The following is a 16,480-nucleotide window of genomic DNA, read 5'->3' as shown; positions in this document are numbered from 1 at the left end:
ATCCTAATGCGCGAAAACGGTTTCGAGAGAGGCAAAACCCTTGAACTCGAGCGCGTTGCCCGAAGGATCGCGAATGAACAATGTTGCCTGCTCACCCGGCTCGCCCGCAAAGCGAACCATGGGTTTGTGCAGCCAGTCTATCCCTTCGGCGGCTTCCAGGCGTTCCGCAAGCATTTTCCAGTCATGCATGGGAAGCACGACGCCGAAATGCGGGATCGGGACCGCCTTGCCATCGACGGCGCCGCTCGAGCCGTTTCCTTGCGGGGCCGTGCGCAGATGCGCAGACATCTGATGGCCGAACAGGCTGAAATCCACCCAGCTGTCCGAGGCGCGTCCGGGCTCGCAACCGAGGACGTCGCAATAGAAATGGCGCGTGGCCTCGAGGTCGTCGACCGGGAAGGCGAGGTGGAAAGGCGTCAATGTCATGAATTCTCCTCCTCGACGCCCGTCCGCTCGTTGTCGGTCGCGTCGATGACTTTCGATTCGCGGCGCGGTTTCGTGAGCGGTTCGGGCGTCACCGGTCGCGTGTGTATCATGTGGCGACCGGCATAGAAGCCCTGTGATTGCTGGATGAGGAGACGCTCTGCGTCGCGTTTTTCCACATCCTCGGCGATTTCGCTCGAAAGCTGCTGTGTCGTGCCGAGCGCTTCCAGCGTGCGCTGCCCGAATTCCAGCCCCGATTTGAAGGTCTCGCGCATCTCGTATTCCACGCCGCGCGCGCGAAGCTCGAGTGTGTGGGTGCGGTCGTAGGATCGCACATAGAGCTTGACGTCCGGATATTCGGATTGGACCAGATCGACGATCCGGTCGGTGATTTCCTTCTTCTGCGTGCAGACGGCCACGATCTTGGCGCGCTTGATACCGGCCGCCTCGAGAACGTCCTTGCGGGTGCCGTCCCCGAAATAGATCCGGAAACCGAATTTCTGCGCAGAGCGGACCCGGTCGGCGGAGTGATCGATGATGGTGACGTCCGAGCCGCCCGCGAGCAGGATCTGCGATGCGATCTGGCCGAAGCGCGAAAAGCCGACCATCAGAACATCGGCGCCGGCGCCCTCGAAATCCTCGTCCATCTCCTCGTTGTCGTCCTCGCGCACGAGAAACCTGCCGAGCATGACACTGACGGGCGTGAGCGCCATGGAGAGTGTCACGATAGAGACGAGTTGCGAGGATGTCGCCGCATCGAGCACCTGCATGCCGACCGCCGCGGAAAACAGCACGAAACCGAACTCGCCGCCCTGCGGCAATGTCAGCGCCGTTCGAACGGAAACGTCGTGATCGGATCCGAACACGCGGCACAGCGCATAGATGATCGTTGCCTTCACGACCATCAGCACGGGGACGGCCAGAAGGATTGTCAGCCAGTTCTCGACGATAACGCTCAGGTCCAGCGACATGCCGATGGCCATGAAGAAGAGACCGAGCAGCAGTCCGCGAAACGGTTCGATATCGGCTTCGAGCTCATGACGGTAGGTTGATTCGGCCAGCATGACGCCGGCGATGAAGGCGCCCATCGCCATCGACAGCCCCGCGACCTGCATCAGCAGGGCGGACCCGATCACCACCAGCAATGCAGCGGCGATCATCGCTTCGCGCGCGCCGGATTTGGCGATGATCTGGAACAGCGGGTTGAGTATATAGCGGCCCGCGAAAACGAGCGCGGCAACCGCGATGATCGCAACGAGGAAATCGACGAGATTGTTGCCGCCGTTTTCCGCGGCGGCCGGCGCGAGAAACGGCAGCAGCGCCAGCAACGGGACGATGGCGAGATCCTGGAACAGCAGGATGCCGAAGGATTTTCGGCCATGCCGGCGATTGATCTCGCCGCGCTCCTCCAGGATCTGCAGCGCGAAGGCGGTCGATGACAGGGCCAGGCCGAAGCCGATCACGGCTGCGGCCCCAATGCCGATGCTGGGCAACGCCATGGCGAGCGCGGTCAGGGCCACGCCGGTCAGGAGCACCTGCGTCAGCCCCAGCCCGAAAATGTCGCGGCGCAGCGACCAGAGCCGTGCGGGCTTGAGCTCCAGGCCGATGATGAACAGCAGGAATACGACGCCCAGTTCGGCGACATGCAGAATTTCCTCGCCCTCGGTGATCATTCGCCCGATCGGGCCGATGACAAGGCCGGCGGCGAGATAGCCGAGCACCGTGCCGAGGCCGATGCGCTTGAACAGCGGAGCGGCCACCACGGCGCCGCCGAGAAGCATGACGGCTTCCATGTAGAGCTCCGGCGCTGCGCCTCCCGCCATGAATACTGCTCCCCTTTGGATCGGCCGAACCGTTGTCGCGACTTGATGCCGGGCGCGCCGGGCAATACATGACAGCCCAGCCCTTTCGGTATCGCGCCCTATCTAAGCGCTTTTTGCCGTCCAGCAAACCGGCCCGTCACTCGGAGATTCCATGACAGACGATACCCAGAACCTTATCGACCGCGCCGCCTCGCTTGTGGAGGCCGCCAAACGCGCGGGCGCGGACGCCGCCGACGCCGTTGTGGTGCGCTCGCGCTCGAAGAGCGTATCCGTACGCCTCGGCAAGGTGGAAGGCACGGACGCATCCGAAAGCGACGATTTTTCCCTGCGCGTCTTTGTCGGTTCGAAAGTGGCGAGTGTCTCCGCCAATATCGCGGGCGACGCCGACATGCTCGCCGAACGCGCGGTCGCCATGGCGAAAGTCTCTCCGGAAGACAAATTCAACACGCTTGCGCCCGAGGAACTGCTGGCGCGCGATATCCCCGATCTCGACCTTTATGACGAGACCGAAATCCCGGCCGAACGAATGACCGAAGACGCACTCGCGATGGAAGAGGCCGCGCGGGCGGTGCCGGGCGTGACGAATTCGTCGGGTGCGGGCGTGTCGGCCGGTTCCGGCGGGCTCGTTCTGGTGACCTCGCACGGATTTTCCGGCGCCTATCGCCGCTCCCGTTTTTCGCGCTCCGTCAGCGTGATCGCGGGTGAGGGAACCGGCATGGAGCGCGATTACGATTTTTCCTCGCGGATCTTCTTCTCCGACTTGCGGGCACCCGAGGAAATCGGCCGCGAAGCAGGTGAGCGGACCGCGCGGCGCGTCAATCCGCGAAAGGTGGAAACGCGCACGGTGACCTGCGTTTACGATCCGCGTGTGGCGCGCGGCATGCTCGGCCACCTCGCGGGCGCCATCGATGGCGCGTCCGTGGCGCGCAAGACCTCCTTCCTGAAGGACCGTATGGGACAGCAGGTGGCAAATCCGGCAATCACGGTGATCGACGAACCGATGCGCCGGCGCGGACAGGGGTCGCGACCCTTCGATGGCGAAGGCGTGCAGGGAGAGACGCTGACCATGATCGGTGAGGGCGTACTCAATCACTGGTTCCTCTCGACCTCGATTGCCAACGAACTGGGGCTGGTGACCAATGGGCGCGGCGCGCGGGCAGGCACCTCCGTCGCCGCGTCGTCGACCAACCTGTCTCTGGAGCCAGGCGACCAGTCGCCCGAAGAGATGATCCGCGCCGTCGGTGACGGGTTCTACGTTACGGAGGTCTTCGGCCAGGGCGTCAATATGGTGACCGGCGAGTACAGCCGCGGCGCATCGGGCTTCTGGATCGAGAACGGAGAGATCGCCTATCCCGTTTCCGAGGTAACCATCGCCTCGAACCTGAAAGACATCTTCATGCGCATGGTCCCGGCAAGCGATATCGACCGCAACTTCTCGACGGCCGCGCCGACGCTGGTCATCGAGGGCATGACGCTAGCCGGTCAATAGACGACGCAATGACCGAGAAGAGCACATCCGGCGAGGCCCGGCCGACGATCGAGCAGGATCTCGCCCTGATCCGCGATGCCGCCGAGAAGGCGGGGCAAATCGCCCTGTCCTATTTTCGCGGGCATCACGACATGGATGTGCGAATGAAGGATGGACGTTCGCCGGTCAGTGCTGGCGATCTCGCCGCAGACAGCTATCTGCGCGAAACCCTGTTGGCGGCGCGGCCGGATTATGGCTGGCTGTCGGAGGAAAGCGTCGATGTTTCGCGCACGAAGCGACTTACGGCGCCGCGCAGCTTCATCGTCGATCCGATCGACGGCACGCGTGCCTTTATCGACGGCCGCGACATATGGTGCGTCTCGATCGGCGTCGTCGAGGGGCATGTCCCGATTGCCGGCGTGCTGGAATGTCCGGCTCTGAAGACACGCTACTGGGCGTCCGCCGGCGGCGGAGCGTGGAAGGATGGCGACCGGCTGGCCGTCTCGACGCCCCGCCCGCGGCCGGTTGTTGCCGCGCCCGCCAAGGCCGGACCGCAACTCGAGCGGGCCTTTCCCGGCGGCTATGAGCGGCACGGGCACATTCCGTCGCTCGCCTATCGGCTTGCCATGGTCGCCGACGGATCGCTCGATGCCACACTGGTGAAGCCGAGAGCCCATGACTGGGATATCGCGGCGGCGATGCTGATTCTCGCCGAGGCCGGCGCACGGTTGACCGATTTCGATGGTGTGGATGTCAGGCTCAACGAGGATGACGTCGTCAAGCCGGAGATGATGGCTGGCCCGGCCGGGATGCTGGGGGCAATGTTCGGAGTTGTTACGGCGCAAGCATTCGGTTAAGCGTCCGGGTGACTTGGCAGGAATCTCATATCTGGAAGGTTATGCGGCAATGGCTGATAACACTGAGGACACTCAGTTGCTGCACCTCGTGTTCGGCGGCGAACTGGAATCCCTGGAAACCACGCGTTTCCGCGATTTGAACGACCTCGACATCGTCGGTATCTATCCCAACTACAAGACCGCGCAGGCCGCGTGGAAAGCAAAGGCGCAGCAGACGGTGGACAACGCCCACATGCGCTACTTTGTCGTCCATCTCCATCGCCTGCTCGATCCCGAAAAAGACACATAAGGCTGGTTTGTCGAAGGTGGCGCGTCTGGGGAACTGTCCGCAAGCGCAGCCCCATGCGAACCTCATTCGGCATTTGCCTATCGGACCCGTAATCGGCGGAACATGACGAACAGTGAAATAACCGTGGGGAGAAAAGGGCGGTCAAAGCGCAGACCGTTCAAGCGTCTCCGGGTCATGTTACGCAAGATATTCGCGAAAACGCCTTTTCTCGTGCCGTCGGCCGCTTACCTGATCGAGCATTACATACGGTTTGTTTATCGCACCAATCCGCTGATCGAGTTCGATACGGACAAGGCGGACCGAATTCTCGCTGAGGAAGGGCCGCTGATCGTGACGTGCTGGCACGGCCAGCATCTCATGATGCCGCTTTTCAGGCGCAACGGGCACCCTTCCGTGGCCATGGTCTCGCGCAGCCGCGACGCGGAGCTGAACGCGCGGGTCGTTGAACGCATGGGTCTTCAGACAGTGCGGGCCTCCGGTGGAAGGAAACCCAAGCTTGCCGTCAAGAAAGGCGCCGTGAGCGGTATCCTCGCACTGCGCAATTATCTGAAGGCGGGAAAGTCTGTTTTCATGATGGCGGACATACCGCATGGCGTGCCGCGTCAGGCGGGGATGGGAATCGTCTCGATCGCCCGTATTTCGGGTGTGCCGATCGTGCCGGTCGCCTATGCAACGTCGCGTCGTCATGTCCTGGAAAAAACATGGGACAAAACGGTGATCAATCTGCCCTTCGGACAAGCGGCATTCTGCTTCGGCGATCCGATCCATGTGCCGTCCGATGCGGATGACGCTGCGATGGAAGCCGCACGCTTGTCCCTGGAGGAGTCGCTGAACAGCGTCCAGGACAAGGCATATGCCTTCGTGGATGGCGCGGCATGAGCGAGTTGTGGGCCAGAACCGCGCTACAGACCTATCGCTGGCTGGGTGCTGCGCTTTATCCGCTGATGGGGACCTATGTCGCCGTCCGTATCACGCGGGGCAAGGAAGAGCGCGGCCGTCGGCGGGAGCGCTACGGCCGCAGCACGATCGACCGTCCCGATGGGCCGCTGATCTGGATCCATGCCGCAAGCGTCGGCGAGACAGGCGCTGTTTCCGCCCTTATCCAGCGCATCCGCGACCTCGATATTCGCGTGATCCTGACCACCGGAACTGTCACCTCTGCCAATTTCGCGCGTGAACGCCTTGGTGAAGACCTTCTGCACCAATATGTGCCGCTCGATATCAAGCCCGCGGTGAGCCGGTTTCTCAACCACTGGAAGCCGGACCTTGCGATTTTTGCCGAATCCGAGATCTGGCCGATGACGATCCTCGAACTTGGCGCACGGCGCATTCCGCAGATCCTGATCAATGGCCGCATGTCGGACCGTTCCTTCAAGCGCTGGTCGCATCGTCTCGCGCTCGCCGAATCCCTCTTCGAGAACCTTTCCCACGTCGCCGCGCAGAGCGAAGTCGACGGTGAACGGTTCCGGGCGCTTGGCGCCAGACCCGTGACCGTCACCGGTAATCTGAAGGCCGATGTCGCGATACCTCCGGTCGATCAGGCCGAATTGCGACGATTGTCCGCGGCGATCGGCGAACGCTCGCGTTGGGCGGCGATTTCGACCCATGACGGCGAAGAGCTTGTCGCCGCCCGTGTCCACAAGGCGTTGAAGAAATACCGGCCCGGATTGCTGACCATCGTGGTGCCGCGCCACCCCGACAGGGCCGGTGCCCTCAGGAAGATGTTCGAGGAACGAGGCCTGTCGGTGGCGAGCAGAAGCAACGGCGAAGCACCGACGCCGCAGACCGATATCTTCCTTGGAGACACGATTGGCGAAATGGGCCTCTATCTTCGGCTCACCGATATAGCCTTCGTCGGCAAGTCGCTCGTCGGTCATGGCGGCCAGAACCCGCTGGAACCGGCGATGCTCGGCACTGCGATCCTGAGCGGGCCCAACGTGTCCGCCTTCGTCGAGGCCTATGACCGCCTGACGGAAGCGCGCGCTGCGCGGATGGTCGAAGACGAGGCGACGCTGGCGAAAACCGTTCACCACCTGATGTCGCAACCCAAGGTGTGCGATGCGATGGCGCGGGCCGGCATGCGCGTTGTCACCGATATGGGGGGCGCGCTGGAGCGGACCTGGAGTGCGCTCGATCCCTATATCCATCCGCTGCGCGTCCAGGCGGCGCTGCACGGAAACGGGCCTGAAGCCCACCCGGCGTCGGGTGGTCGGGGCGCCGGTCATGCCGGGAGGCGTGCACTTGGCTGGAAGTGAAGCGCCGCCTTTCTGGTTTCGCGAGAAAGGGTGGGCTGCGTATTGCCTTGCCCCGGTGAGCTGGGCCTATGGCGCGGTGGCCCGCTGGCGCATGGATAATGCCCGCCCGCGTCAGGTCATGGCGCCGGTTTTGTGCATCGGCAATCTCACGGTTGGCGGATCGGGCAAGACACCGACGGCGATCGCCGTCGCGAAGGCCGTCCGCGAGGCGGGCTACACGCCGGGCTTTCTCACGCGCGGATATGGCGGATCGCATGTCGGCCCGCATCTCGTCGACCCCGATGCCGATACCGCGCTTTCCGTCGGCGACGAAGCCTTGCTTCTTGCCAGGGTCGCGCCGACCGTGGTTGCGCGCAGACGCGCCGAGGGTGCTCAGGTCCTGATCGATGACGGAGCAGATTTCGTGATCATGGATGACGGTTTTCAAAGCCGCACCGTGCATTTCGACTACGCGCTGATCGTGATCGACGCCCGCCGCGGTATCGGAAACGGCTCCGTCATCCCCGCAGGTCCCTTGCGCGCTCCCATTATTGACCAGATGCGCCATGCCGACGGAGTCTTGCGGATCGGCGACGGCGAACGCGGCACCAGGGTCGTTCGCGCCGCCGCACGGGCCGGCAAGCCGATCCTGCGCGCCGACATCCGGCCCCGTGAGGTTGAGGGGCTCAGGGATGGGCCGCTGCTTGCGTTCTCGGGAATCGGTGAACCGGCGAAATTCTTCGACACGCTGGTGGCCGCCGGCTGCGATGTCGCCTCGCGGCGCGCTTTCGGGGATCACCATGTCTTCACGGATGGGGATGCGACCGAATTGCTGGACCGGGCGCGGACCGAAAACCTGACGCTTGTCACCACCGAGAAGGACGCTGTCCGGCTCAGCCGTTTCGGTGGACCGATCGCCGAACTGCGCGAGGCAACCCGCGTTCTGCCGGTCGATCTCGTTTTCGACAACAGGCTGACGCTCGACACGCTGATAAAGGACGTCGCCGCCCGCTACCACAGGCGCAGGATCGGCCGTTAGCCGGTCAGCCGCGGTTCATGAATTCCAGTTCACGCTTCAGCGACGTCTCGACATCGACATAAGGCTCCTGGCGCGCCACGCTCCAGTATTTCAGCTCGTCGAGCGGAATCGGCTTGCCGGTGACCGTGCAGCGCACGAATGCCCCCGGTGCGAGGACCTGATAATCCGCGTCGAGGTAGCGAATCTTTGCTTCCGACGCATTGGCCATATCGAAAATATTCATACCCCCTTAGCGCCATAAAATGGCGTCCGCGTCAACGTCTGCGGCCTCAGCGGCGCCCGAACAGTCGCTCTATGTCCGACAGTTTCAACTCGATGAAGGTCGGACGACCGTGGTTGCAGGTGCCGGACCCCGGCGTCGCCTCCATCTGTCGCAGCAGCGCATTCATCTCCTCGGCGCGCAGCCGCCGCCCGGACCGGACCGAGCCGTGGCAAGCCATGGTCGAGGCGACTTTCTCGATATTGTCACGGATGCGAAGCGCATCGTTTCCGTCGGCGAGATCGTCGGCAAGATCGCGCAGAAGACCCTGCGCATCGACCTCGCCGAGCATTGCCGGCGTGGCCCGCACGGCGACCGCGCCGGGGCCGAAGCGTTCGATCTCGAGTCCGAACCGCGCGAGCGTCTCGCTCTCCGCGACGATCCGCTCGACATCCTCGACGGGCAGGTCGACGATGTCGGGTACGAGGAGCATCTGGGAGGGGAGGGTACGCGCGGCAAGCGCGTTCTTCAGCGCTTCGAAGACAAGCCTTTCATGCGCCGCATGCTGGTCGACGATAACCAGCGAGTCTCCCGTCTGCGCGACGATGTAGTTTTCGTGAATCTGCGCACGCGCGGCGCCGAGCGGGTGGCCGCCAAGGTCGGCCTCCTGCGCCGGAGGCGCTTCCGCGACGGCGGCCGAGGGCGTGAAGCCGGCAAAGCCCGATTGTCCGCTTTCCGCAAGGCCGTTCGTGAAGTCGAGCGGCGCGTTCACCGACGGTGTCGAGGCGGATGAGGCGCGCTGAGGTGGTCCGCCCGGGACAGACCCCGGCCGAAAGGCGGTCGTCATCGCGACGGCCGCCGAGGTGGAGGCGCGGATGCCTTCCTCCGCAAGCGCCCGCCGGATCGCCGAGATCATCAGCGCGCGGATCAAACCCGGATCCCGGAAGCGGACTTCCGCCTTGGCGGGATGGACATTGACATCGACCAGCCTTGGATCCGTATCGATAAAGATCGCACACACGGCATGACGATCGCGCGCCAGCATGTCCGAATAGGCACCGCGTAGCGCGCCGGACAGTTGCCTGTCGCGCACCGGGCGGCCATTGACATAGACGAACTGGTGCGAGGCAGACGCACGGTTGAAGGACGGCAGCCCCGCAAAGCCGGCGATCCTCACGTCCTCCTTCTCAGCGGCCAAAGCCACGGCGTTGTCGCGGAAATCGCGGCCGAGGATCTGGGCGATGCGGGCGATCAGGGCCTGTGAATCCGTTCCCGTCGCCGGCAGGTCGAGCGTGGACCGGTCGGAGCCGGCAAGCGTGAAGGAAACGCCCGGCCGCGACATGGCGATGCGCTTGACGGTTTCGGTGATGGCATTGGCTTCCGCGCGATCGGATTTCAGAAATTTCAGCCGCGCCGGTACGGTCCGGAACAGTGACGTGACCTCGACCATGGTGCCCGGATTGCCGGCCGCAGGCCGAGGTCCGGAGACCGCCCCGCCATCGACCGCGATCTCGAAAGCCTCGCCGCCGGCGCGCGGCCGTGAACGGATGACGAGACGCGACACCGAGCCGATGGAAGGCAGGGCCTCGCCGCGGAAACCGAGCGTCGAAATCGCATCGAGTTCGCGCTCGATCTTGGAGGTGCAATGGCGCGAGATGGCAAGGCCCAGATCCTCCGCATCCATGCCGGAACCGTTGTCGGTAACGCGTATCAATGACTTGCCGCCGGCGCCGGTCAGCACCTCGATACGATCCGCGCCTGCGTCCAGCGCGTTTTCGACAAGTTCCTTGACGACATTCGCCGGGCGTTCGATGACTTCGCCGGCCGCGATCTGGTTGACGACCGTATCGTCGAGGCGATGGATTCGGGATTGTGCCATGGTCCCGATCATAAACATGGCGCTTGAGGGACGAAACGCGGCTGCGTCTGTTTCAACCGAAGCTTTTCGCGCTTTCGAATCGTCCGCATCTTGAAGAATATATGCGGGAATTGGTATATAATGGATCTCAAAGGAGTACCCCGCTGATGAACACAATCCAGGCTTCCCTACCGGCCGGCATGCGTCAGGTCGGCAACGGTTTCTACGTCTCCGGGCAGATCGCACCGCAAAATGTCGAGGCGCTCGCCAAGGAAGGTTGTACGACCATCATCTGCAATCGCCCCGATAATGAAGGCTGGGGTCAGCCCGCCGCCGAGACGATCAGGGCGGAAGCCGATAAGCATGGCGTGAAATTCCATTACATTCCGGTCGGTCACGGTGGCGTCACCGCCGAGACCGTCGAGGCGATGCGCAAGGCGATTGCGGAAGCGGACGGAATTGTCTTGGCCTATTGCAGGTCCGGCGCGCGTTCGACGCAGCTCTACGCTTTCTCCCGACCCTGACAGGGCCGGTCAGGCTCCCGATGCGCGGGTAAATATACCGCCGCCAGCTAGCGCAAAGCGGTGCTGCCTTGTTAGAGACCGATTTACGGACGCGGTTTCGAACGGCAGGGACAAATGAACGGCATGGATTGGCGGCGAATGGTGATCGCGCTTGCCGCCGGACTCGGCGGTGCCGCCGTGGCCCAGCTTCTGGGGCTCGCCGCCGCCGCCCTGATCGGCTCCGCGCTCGCGGTCACGATCGTGGCGCTGCTGGGACTCAAACCGGACATTCCCAACCCGCTGCGCAACGTCGCATTTTGCGTGATCAGCGTCTCGCTGGGATCGGGCGTAACGCCCGACATCCTTGCGGAAATAAGCCACTGGCCGTTGAGCATCCTCTTGCTGGCGGTGACGGTCATCGCCGTCATGATCGTGTGCGGATTGATCCTGCGCTTGATGTTCGGGGCGGATGCGACGACCGCCGCCCTGGCGACGTCGCCCGGCGCGTTGTCCTACACGCTTGCGCTGGCCGCCGACAGGAACGCGGATTTGCGTTTCGTGATGTTGTTGCAGAGTCTGCGTCTCTTCCTGATTACGGTTCTGTTGCCGCCGATGATCGGCTTTGCGAATGGGGGCGTCGGCGCCGGACCGGCTGCCGATGTGCCGCATCTGCACATTGGGGAGGTCGCCGTCCTGCTGGCCGTGACCTATGGTCTCGGAATGATCCTGACGCGATTGCGTTTCCCGGCACCTTACATTCTCGCCGGGCTCGCCGTCAGCGGCATTGCGCATGCCACGGGAATCGTCGCCGGTCGCCCTGCCGACATGGTGCTTTTCTTCGGATTCAGTGTCACCGGGGCGGTCATCGGCGCACGGTTTACGGGGTTTACCCTGGCTGAAATAAAGAGGCTGGCGTTGGCCGGGTTCGTTTCCACTGCCGTCGCCGTCGCCATATCCGTGGCAGGCGCTTTCGCCGCTTCCGGTTTGCTGGACCTGCCGTTCGGACAGGTTTGGGTGTCCTATGCGCCGGGCGGCGTCGAGGGCATGACGACCATGGCTCTGGCGCTGGGATATGATCCGGTCTACGTGGCGACGCACCACGTGTTTCGAATTCTGTTCCTGATCGGAATCCTGCCGGTCATGGTCGGCCTCTTTGCCGCCGTTGGAAGGAAGTCGGGAAAGACCTGAAGAATATCGGGAATGCGCGGGCCGCGCCTTTGCGATCGTCCGCGGGGCTCTTATGTGGAGCATACGGTCCGGAAATTTCAGAGGGCCGATGCGGAGTTTGACCAGACGCCGCTGCTGGTGCAGATCAGGCGCAAGAACGAATGCGGCGTCGAAGCCGTTCGAAGGGAGAAAACATGCTGACGAAGTCCAACGCCTTTCTCAAGGAAGCCAATCTGATCGGCGGCAAATGGATTGCCGCGGACGGCGGCGCGTCCCTATCGGTCATCAATCCGGCGAACGGGCAAGTGCTCGGCACCGTGCCGAAGTCGGGACAGGCGGAGACCGCGCGCGCCATCGAGGCGGCGGCGGCGGCCTTCGAGAGTTTTCGCAAGACGACGGCCGCCGAGCGTGCCGCGATGCTGCGCAAGATGCATGACGTCATGATCGAGAACGCCGATGCGCTCGCCGAACTGCTGACGCTGGAGCAGGGCAAGCCGCTGGCCGAGGCGAAAGGCGAGATCGTTATCGGCGCCAACTACATCCTGTGGTTCGCCGAGGAAGGCCGCCGGGTCTATGGCGACATCGTTCCGTCGCCCTGGGCGGACCGGCGCATCCTCGTGCGCAAGGAGCCTGTCGGCGTCGTCGGCGCGATCACCCCCTGGAATTTCCCGTCCTCGATGCTGGCGCGCAAGATCGGCCCGGCGATCGCCGCCGGATGTACCTCCGTCATCAAGCCCGCCTCGCAGACGCCCTATTCGGGGCTCGCTTGGGGTGTCATCGCCGAAATGGCCGGGCTGCCCGACGGCGTGATGAATATCGTCACCGGTTCGGCGTCCGAAATCGGCGGCGAACTGACCTCCAATCCGGCGGTCAAGAAGATCACCTTCACCGGCTCGACCGAGGTGGGCAAGGTGTTGCTCAAGCAGTGCGCCGACACGGTCAAGAAGGTTTCGATGGAACTGGGTGGCAATGCGCCGTTCCTGGTGTTCGATTCCGCTGACGTCGACAAGGCCGTCGAAGGCGCTGTTGCGGCGAAGTATCGCAATTCCGGCCAGACCTGCGTCTGCACGAACCGGTTCTACGTTCAGTCCGGTGTCTATGACGAATTCGCCGAGAAACTCGCGCGCAAGGCGGAAAGCCTCAAGGTCGGTCCCGGCACCGAGGACGGCACGCAGCAGGGGCCGCTGATCGACATGGCCGCCGTCGAGAAGGTCGAGGAACTGATCGCCGACGCCGTCGACAAGGGCGGAAAGGTGCTTGCCGGCGGCAAGCGCCACGAACTCGGACAGTCATTCTTCCAGCCGACCGTCATCTCCGGAGCGACCTCCGAGATGCGCTTCTCGCGCGAGGAGATTTTCGGCCCCGTGTCGCCGGTCTTCAAGTTCGAAACGGAAGACGAAGCGGTGGCGCTCGCAAACGATACCGAATACGGCCTCGCCTGCTATTTCTACACGCAGGATCTCGGCCAGGCATTCCGTATCATGGAAGGGCTCGACTACGGTCTTGTCGGCGTCAACGAGGGTGTTATTACGACCCCGGAAGCGCCGTTCGGCGGCCACAAGGAATCCGGTCTCGGTTCCGAGGGCGGCAAGGAAGGCATCAACGAGTACCTCGATACGAAATATGTCTGTATCGGCGGTCTCGGACTTTAAAATCGCAAAGGGGAGGGCGATCGCATGATCCGATTTCACGGTTACTTTCGGTCGTCTTCCTCCTATCGATGCCGCATCGCCTTCAATCTGAAGCGCGTGGACTACGAGTTCGTGTCCGTGCATCTGCTCAAGGATGGCGGCGAGCAGAAATCATCCGGCTACCGCGATCTCAATCCGCAGATGCTGGTGCCGACGCTGGAGTCGGGCGACCTGACCATCGGGCAGTCCATGGCCATGCTCGAATGGCTCGACGAGACATATCCCGATCCGCCGCTGCTGCCCGCTTCCGCCGATGACCGCGCCCGCGTCCGCGCCTTCGCCGACATCATCGCCTGCGACATTCACCCGCTGCAGAACCTGCGCGTGCTGGCCTACCTGCGCGAAAACTATGGCGAGGACCAGGACGGCGTCGAACGCTGGTGCCAGCGGTGGATCGGCGACGGGCTGGCCGCCTGCGAAGCGATCCTGGCCAAGCGGAACACACAGTCCACCTTCTGTTTCGGCGAAACACCCGGCCTCGCGGATGTCTGCCTCGTTCCACAGGTCTTTTCGGCGCACCGCTTCAATGTGGACCTCTCCGCCATGCCGCGCATCCGCGCTGTTCATGAAGCCTGCGAGGCGCTGCCCGCCTTTGCCGAGGCGCATCCCTCGAAGCAGCCCGACGCGGCCTGATGATGGTGCCCTGGCACCGGTAAGAGATTAGAATCATTAAAAACTAGAGTGTTTGACACCAGTTTTAGCTTGCTGCATAAACCTGATCGCAACTGTCAGGTTTGAAGCAGCGAGTTCCGTGTGACCAACCCGTTTGATCATCAGAGAGGAAATGCGGCCGCGTATTTCCAGCGTCCGGCCGAACGGCTGGTGCTCGAAGGCTACCGGCACTGGTCCTGCGGCGCGGCGATGGCCGACCGCGGGGCATGGGAACGCGCCTGCGAACTGTATCACGGGATTCTCGGCGACCGAGGTGCGACGACCGCCGTCCAGGCGCTGTCCGAGTTCGTCTCGACGCTCGGTCGCTGCGCGACCTGCCCTCTGAAGACCTTCGAGTCCGGATCGCGCCATATCTGCCGCGACGAGGTTCTCGTGATGGGGCTGATCGCCGGTATCCAGAACCGGGACGACGAAGCCACCGAACTGTGCCTGACGCAACTGTCCTGCGAGACCCGCTGCGACGAGGTGGCGCTGGCCGCCGGTTCGTTCGCGCTGGTGCTGCGCGGTCTCGACAAGATGCTTCTGCCCATTCCCGCATCCGTTGTGCGGGACATCCTCGGCCGTGCGCGCCTCGCAAGGCGCGACGCGGATCAAAACCCAACACTGCACTGAAACAACACCTGGAGACCAAGATGACTGGAATGCGAACGGCGAAAATCATGACGGGGCTGGCCATTGCCGGCGCGCTGGCGACACCGGCGTCCGCCGCCGCGGTCACCGCCGAACTGGTCGTGAAGAACTATGCCGACATCGCGCTTGCGAAATACCAGGATTCGCTGACCACTGCGAAGGCCCTTGAAGACTCGGTCGATGCCCTGATCGCCGATCCGTCGGCCGAAACCCTGCAGGCGGCCAAGGACGCCTGGCTCGCGTCGCGGGTACCTTACCAGCAGACCGAGGCCTATCGCTTCGGCAACGCGATCGTGGATGATTGGGAAGGCCGCGTGAATGCCTGGCCGCTGGACGAAGGCCTGATCGACTATGTCGACGGGTCTTACGGGACCGAAAGCGACGAGAACAATCTCTACGCGGCCAATGTGATCGCCAATGAAAAGGTGACGATCAACGGCGAGGAAGTCGATGCCACCGAAATCACGCCGGAATTCCTCTCGGGCACGCTGCATGAGGCCGACGAGGTCGAAGCCAATGTGGCGACCGGTTACCACGCCATCGAATTCCTGCTCTGGGGCCAGGACCTGAACGGGACCGGCGAAGGCGCGGGCAGCCGTCCGTGGACCGATTTTTCCACCTCGGAATGCACCAATGGCCATTGCGATCGCCGCGCCGAGTATCTCTCCGCGGCTGCCGACCTGCTGGTCTCCGATCTGGAGGAAATGGTCGCGAACTGGGAAGAGGGTGGAGACGCCCGCAAGGAAGTTACGGCGGATCCGACCGCCGGCCTGTCGACGATCCTGACCGGCATGGGCTCGCTTTCCTATGGCGAACTCGCCGGTGAGCGCATGAAGCTGGGCCTGCTGCTGCACGATCCGGAAGAAGAGCATGACTGCTTCTCCGATAACACCGACAAGTCGCATCTCTACGACGCCGTCGGCATCCGCAATGTCTATCTCGGGTCCTATGAGCGGATCGACGGCTCGGTCGTTTCCGGCCCGTCCGTGTCCGATCTGGTTTCCGTGAAGGATGCCGATCTCGACGCCGAACTGAAGGCGAAGCTTCAGACGACGCTCGACGCCATGACGGTCATGTCGGAACGCGCCGATACCGTCGAGGCCTATGACCAGATGATCGGCGAAGGCAATGAAGAGGGCAACGCTGTCGTGCAGGCCGCAATCGACGGTCTGGTTGACCAGACCCGCTCCATCGAAAGAATTGTTGCGCTTCTCGAACTCGATGCGATAGAATTCGAGGGCTCTGACAGCCTCGACGCGCCCGGAGCTGTTTTCCAGTAAGGCTTTGCGACCATGATCGTTTGCAGTTGCAACGTCATCATGAAGAATGAGATCGAGGGGGTCATCATTGACCTCCTCAAAAAGGATGCCTGGCAATTGATAACGCCGGGCGTCGTTTATCATTCCATGAAGAAGCGAGGCCGGTGCTGCGGTTGTTTTCCGAACGTGATCTCGATCATCGTGGACACGACCGAACGCTTTCACCGCGAGCTGGAAACGCCGGACGAGAAGATCATCCCCTTCATCCAGAAGATTCGGGCGGAGCACGAGCGTTGCGAAACGGCGCGCATGATCGCCCGGCATAACAGGATGCGTCGATCCGCAGCTTGATGCACTGAAGTGTTCGG

17 protein-coding genes are annotated in these 16,480 nt (G+C 63.1%); 13 read left to right on the top strand and 4 right to left on the bottom strand.

Going from position 1 to position 16,480, the window contains the following annotated elements; genetic code table 11:
* Nucleotides 1-3 precede the first annotated feature (3 nt).
* Together ACQK2M_RS21430 and ACQK2M_RS21425 are read right to left on the bottom strand one after the other, a co-directional pair.
* Nucleotides 4-420, bottom strand: coding sequence for a VOC family protein (locus ACQK2M_RS21430; protein WP_425420108.1), 417 nt, complete (start codon nt 418-420; stop codon nt 4-6).
* Nucleotides 421-422: 2 nt separating this feature from the next.
* Complete coding sequence (locus ACQK2M_RS21425; protein ID WP_425419479.1) at nt 423-2,246, bottom strand: monovalent cation:proton antiporter-2 (CPA2) family protein; 1,824 nt, start codon at nt 2,244-2,246, stop codon at nt 423-425.
* A gap of 151 nt (nt 2,247-2,397) precedes the next feature.
* Between ACQK2M_RS21425 and ACQK2M_RS21420 the strand changes: the two genes are divergently transcribed.
* The 6 genes from ACQK2M_RS21420 (at nt 2,398) to lpxK (ending at nt 8,133) form a co-directional block, all read left to right on the top strand.
* Nucleotides 2,398-3,735, top strand: coding sequence for a TldD/PmbA family protein (locus ACQK2M_RS21420; RefSeq protein ID WP_425419478.1), 1,338 nt, complete (start codon nt 2,398-2,400; stop codon nt 3,733-3,735).
* A gap of 8 nt (nt 3,736-3,743) precedes the next feature.
* Nucleotides 3,744-4,571 (top strand): 3'(2'),5'-bisphosphate nucleotidase CysQ, encoded by an 828-nt coding sequence (locus ACQK2M_RS21415; RefSeq protein ID WP_425419477.1) that lies wholly within the window; start codon nt 3,744-3,746, stop codon nt 4,569-4,571.
* 49 nt (nt 4,572-4,620) lie between these two features.
* On the top strand, nt 4,621-4,860 hold the full coding sequence (locus ACQK2M_RS21410) for a DUF4170 domain-containing protein (protein ID WP_223476243.1): 240 nt from the start codon (nt 4,621-4,623) through the stop codon (nt 4,858-4,860).
* A 174-nt stretch (nt 4,861-5,034) separates the two neighbouring features.
* Nucleotides 5,035-5,739, top strand: a complete 705-nt coding sequence (locus ACQK2M_RS21405; protein WP_425419476.1) for a lysophospholipid acyltransferase family protein — start codon at nt 5,035-5,037, stop codon at nt 5,737-5,739.
* The gene (gene waaA, locus ACQK2M_RS21400) at nt 5,736-7,115 is read left to right on the top strand and encodes a lipid IV(A) 3-deoxy-D-manno-octulosonic acid transferase (RefSeq protein WP_223476241.1); all 1,380 of its coding nucleotides are present in this window, start codon (nt 5,736-5,738) and stop codon (nt 7,113-7,115) included. Before ACQK2M_RS21405 ends, waaA begins: the two co-directional genes overlap by 4 nt.
* On the top strand, nt 7,102-8,133 hold the full coding sequence (gene lpxK, locus ACQK2M_RS21395; protein ID WP_425419475.1) for a tetraacyldisaccharide 4'-kinase: 1,032 nt from the start codon (nt 7,102-7,104) through the stop codon (nt 8,131-8,133). The genes waaA and lpxK overlap by 14 nt, the downstream gene beginning before the upstream one ends.
* A gap of 4 nt (nt 8,134-8,137) precedes the next feature.
* Here lpxK and ACQK2M_RS21390 read toward each other — a convergent pair whose 3' ends face one another.
* On the bottom strand, nt 8,138-8,356 hold the full coding sequence (locus ACQK2M_RS21390) for a DUF2093 domain-containing protein (RefSeq protein ID WP_425419474.1): 219 nt from the start codon (nt 8,354-8,356) through the stop codon (nt 8,138-8,140).
* A gap of 46 nt (nt 8,357-8,402) precedes the next feature.
* Complete coding sequence (gene mutL / locus ACQK2M_RS21385) at nt 8,403-10,211, bottom strand: DNA mismatch repair endonuclease MutL (RefSeq protein WP_425419473.1); 1,809 nt, start codon at nt 10,209-10,211, stop codon at nt 8,403-8,405.
* Nucleotides 10,212-10,357: 146 nt separating this feature from the next.
* Here mutL and ACQK2M_RS21380 point away from each other — a divergent pair, with 146 nt between their 5' ends.
* The 7 genes from ACQK2M_RS21380 to ACQK2M_RS21350 all read left to right on the top strand — a co-directional run bounded on the left by ACQK2M_RS21380 (nt 10,358) and on the right by ACQK2M_RS21350 (nt 16,463).
* The gene (locus tag ACQK2M_RS21380; protein WP_425419472.1) at nt 10,358-10,714 is read left to right on the top strand and encodes a TIGR01244 family sulfur transferase; all 357 of its coding nucleotides are present in this window, start codon (nt 10,358-10,360) and stop codon (nt 10,712-10,714) included.
* A 114-nt stretch (nt 10,715-10,828) separates the two neighbouring features.
* Nucleotides 10,829-11,881, top strand: a complete 1,053-nt coding sequence (locus ACQK2M_RS21375; protein WP_425419471.1) for an AbrB family transcriptional regulator — start codon at nt 10,829-10,831, stop codon at nt 11,879-11,881.
* A gap of 173 nt (nt 11,882-12,054) precedes the next feature.
* Nucleotides 12,055-13,512, top strand: coding sequence for an NAD-dependent succinate-semialdehyde dehydrogenase (locus ACQK2M_RS21370; RefSeq protein ID WP_425419470.1), 1,458 nt, complete (start codon nt 12,055-12,057; stop codon nt 13,510-13,512).
* 27 nt (nt 13,513-13,539) lie between these two features.
* Nucleotides 13,540-14,184, top strand: coding sequence for a maleylacetoacetate isomerase (maiA, locus tag ACQK2M_RS21365; RefSeq protein ID WP_425420107.1), 645 nt, complete (start codon nt 13,540-13,542; stop codon nt 14,182-14,184).
* 120 nt (nt 14,185-14,304) lie between these two features.
* A complete protein-coding gene (locus tag ACQK2M_RS21360) occupies nt 14,305-14,835 on the top strand; it encodes a hypothetical protein (RefSeq protein WP_425419469.1) in 531 nt (176 codons plus the stop codon).
* A gap of 20 nt (nt 14,836-14,855) precedes the next feature.
* A complete protein-coding gene (locus ACQK2M_RS21355) occupies nt 14,856-16,133 on the top strand; it encodes an imelysin family protein (RefSeq protein ID WP_425419468.1) in 1,278 nt (425 codons plus the stop codon).
* A 39-nt stretch (nt 16,134-16,172) separates the two neighbouring features.
* Complete coding sequence (locus tag ACQK2M_RS21350) at nt 16,173-16,463, top strand: (2Fe-2S)-binding protein (RefSeq protein WP_425419467.1); 291 nt, start codon at nt 16,173-16,175, stop codon at nt 16,461-16,463.
* The last annotated feature ends 17 nt before the right edge of the window (nt 16,464-16,480 follow it).

Source organism: Oricola indica (assembly GCF_965227485.1).
Lineage (GTDB): Bacteria > Pseudomonadota > Alphaproteobacteria > Rhizobiales > Rhizobiaceae > Oricola > Oricola indica.
This window is presented reverse-complemented; position numbering and strand designations above follow the sequence as displayed.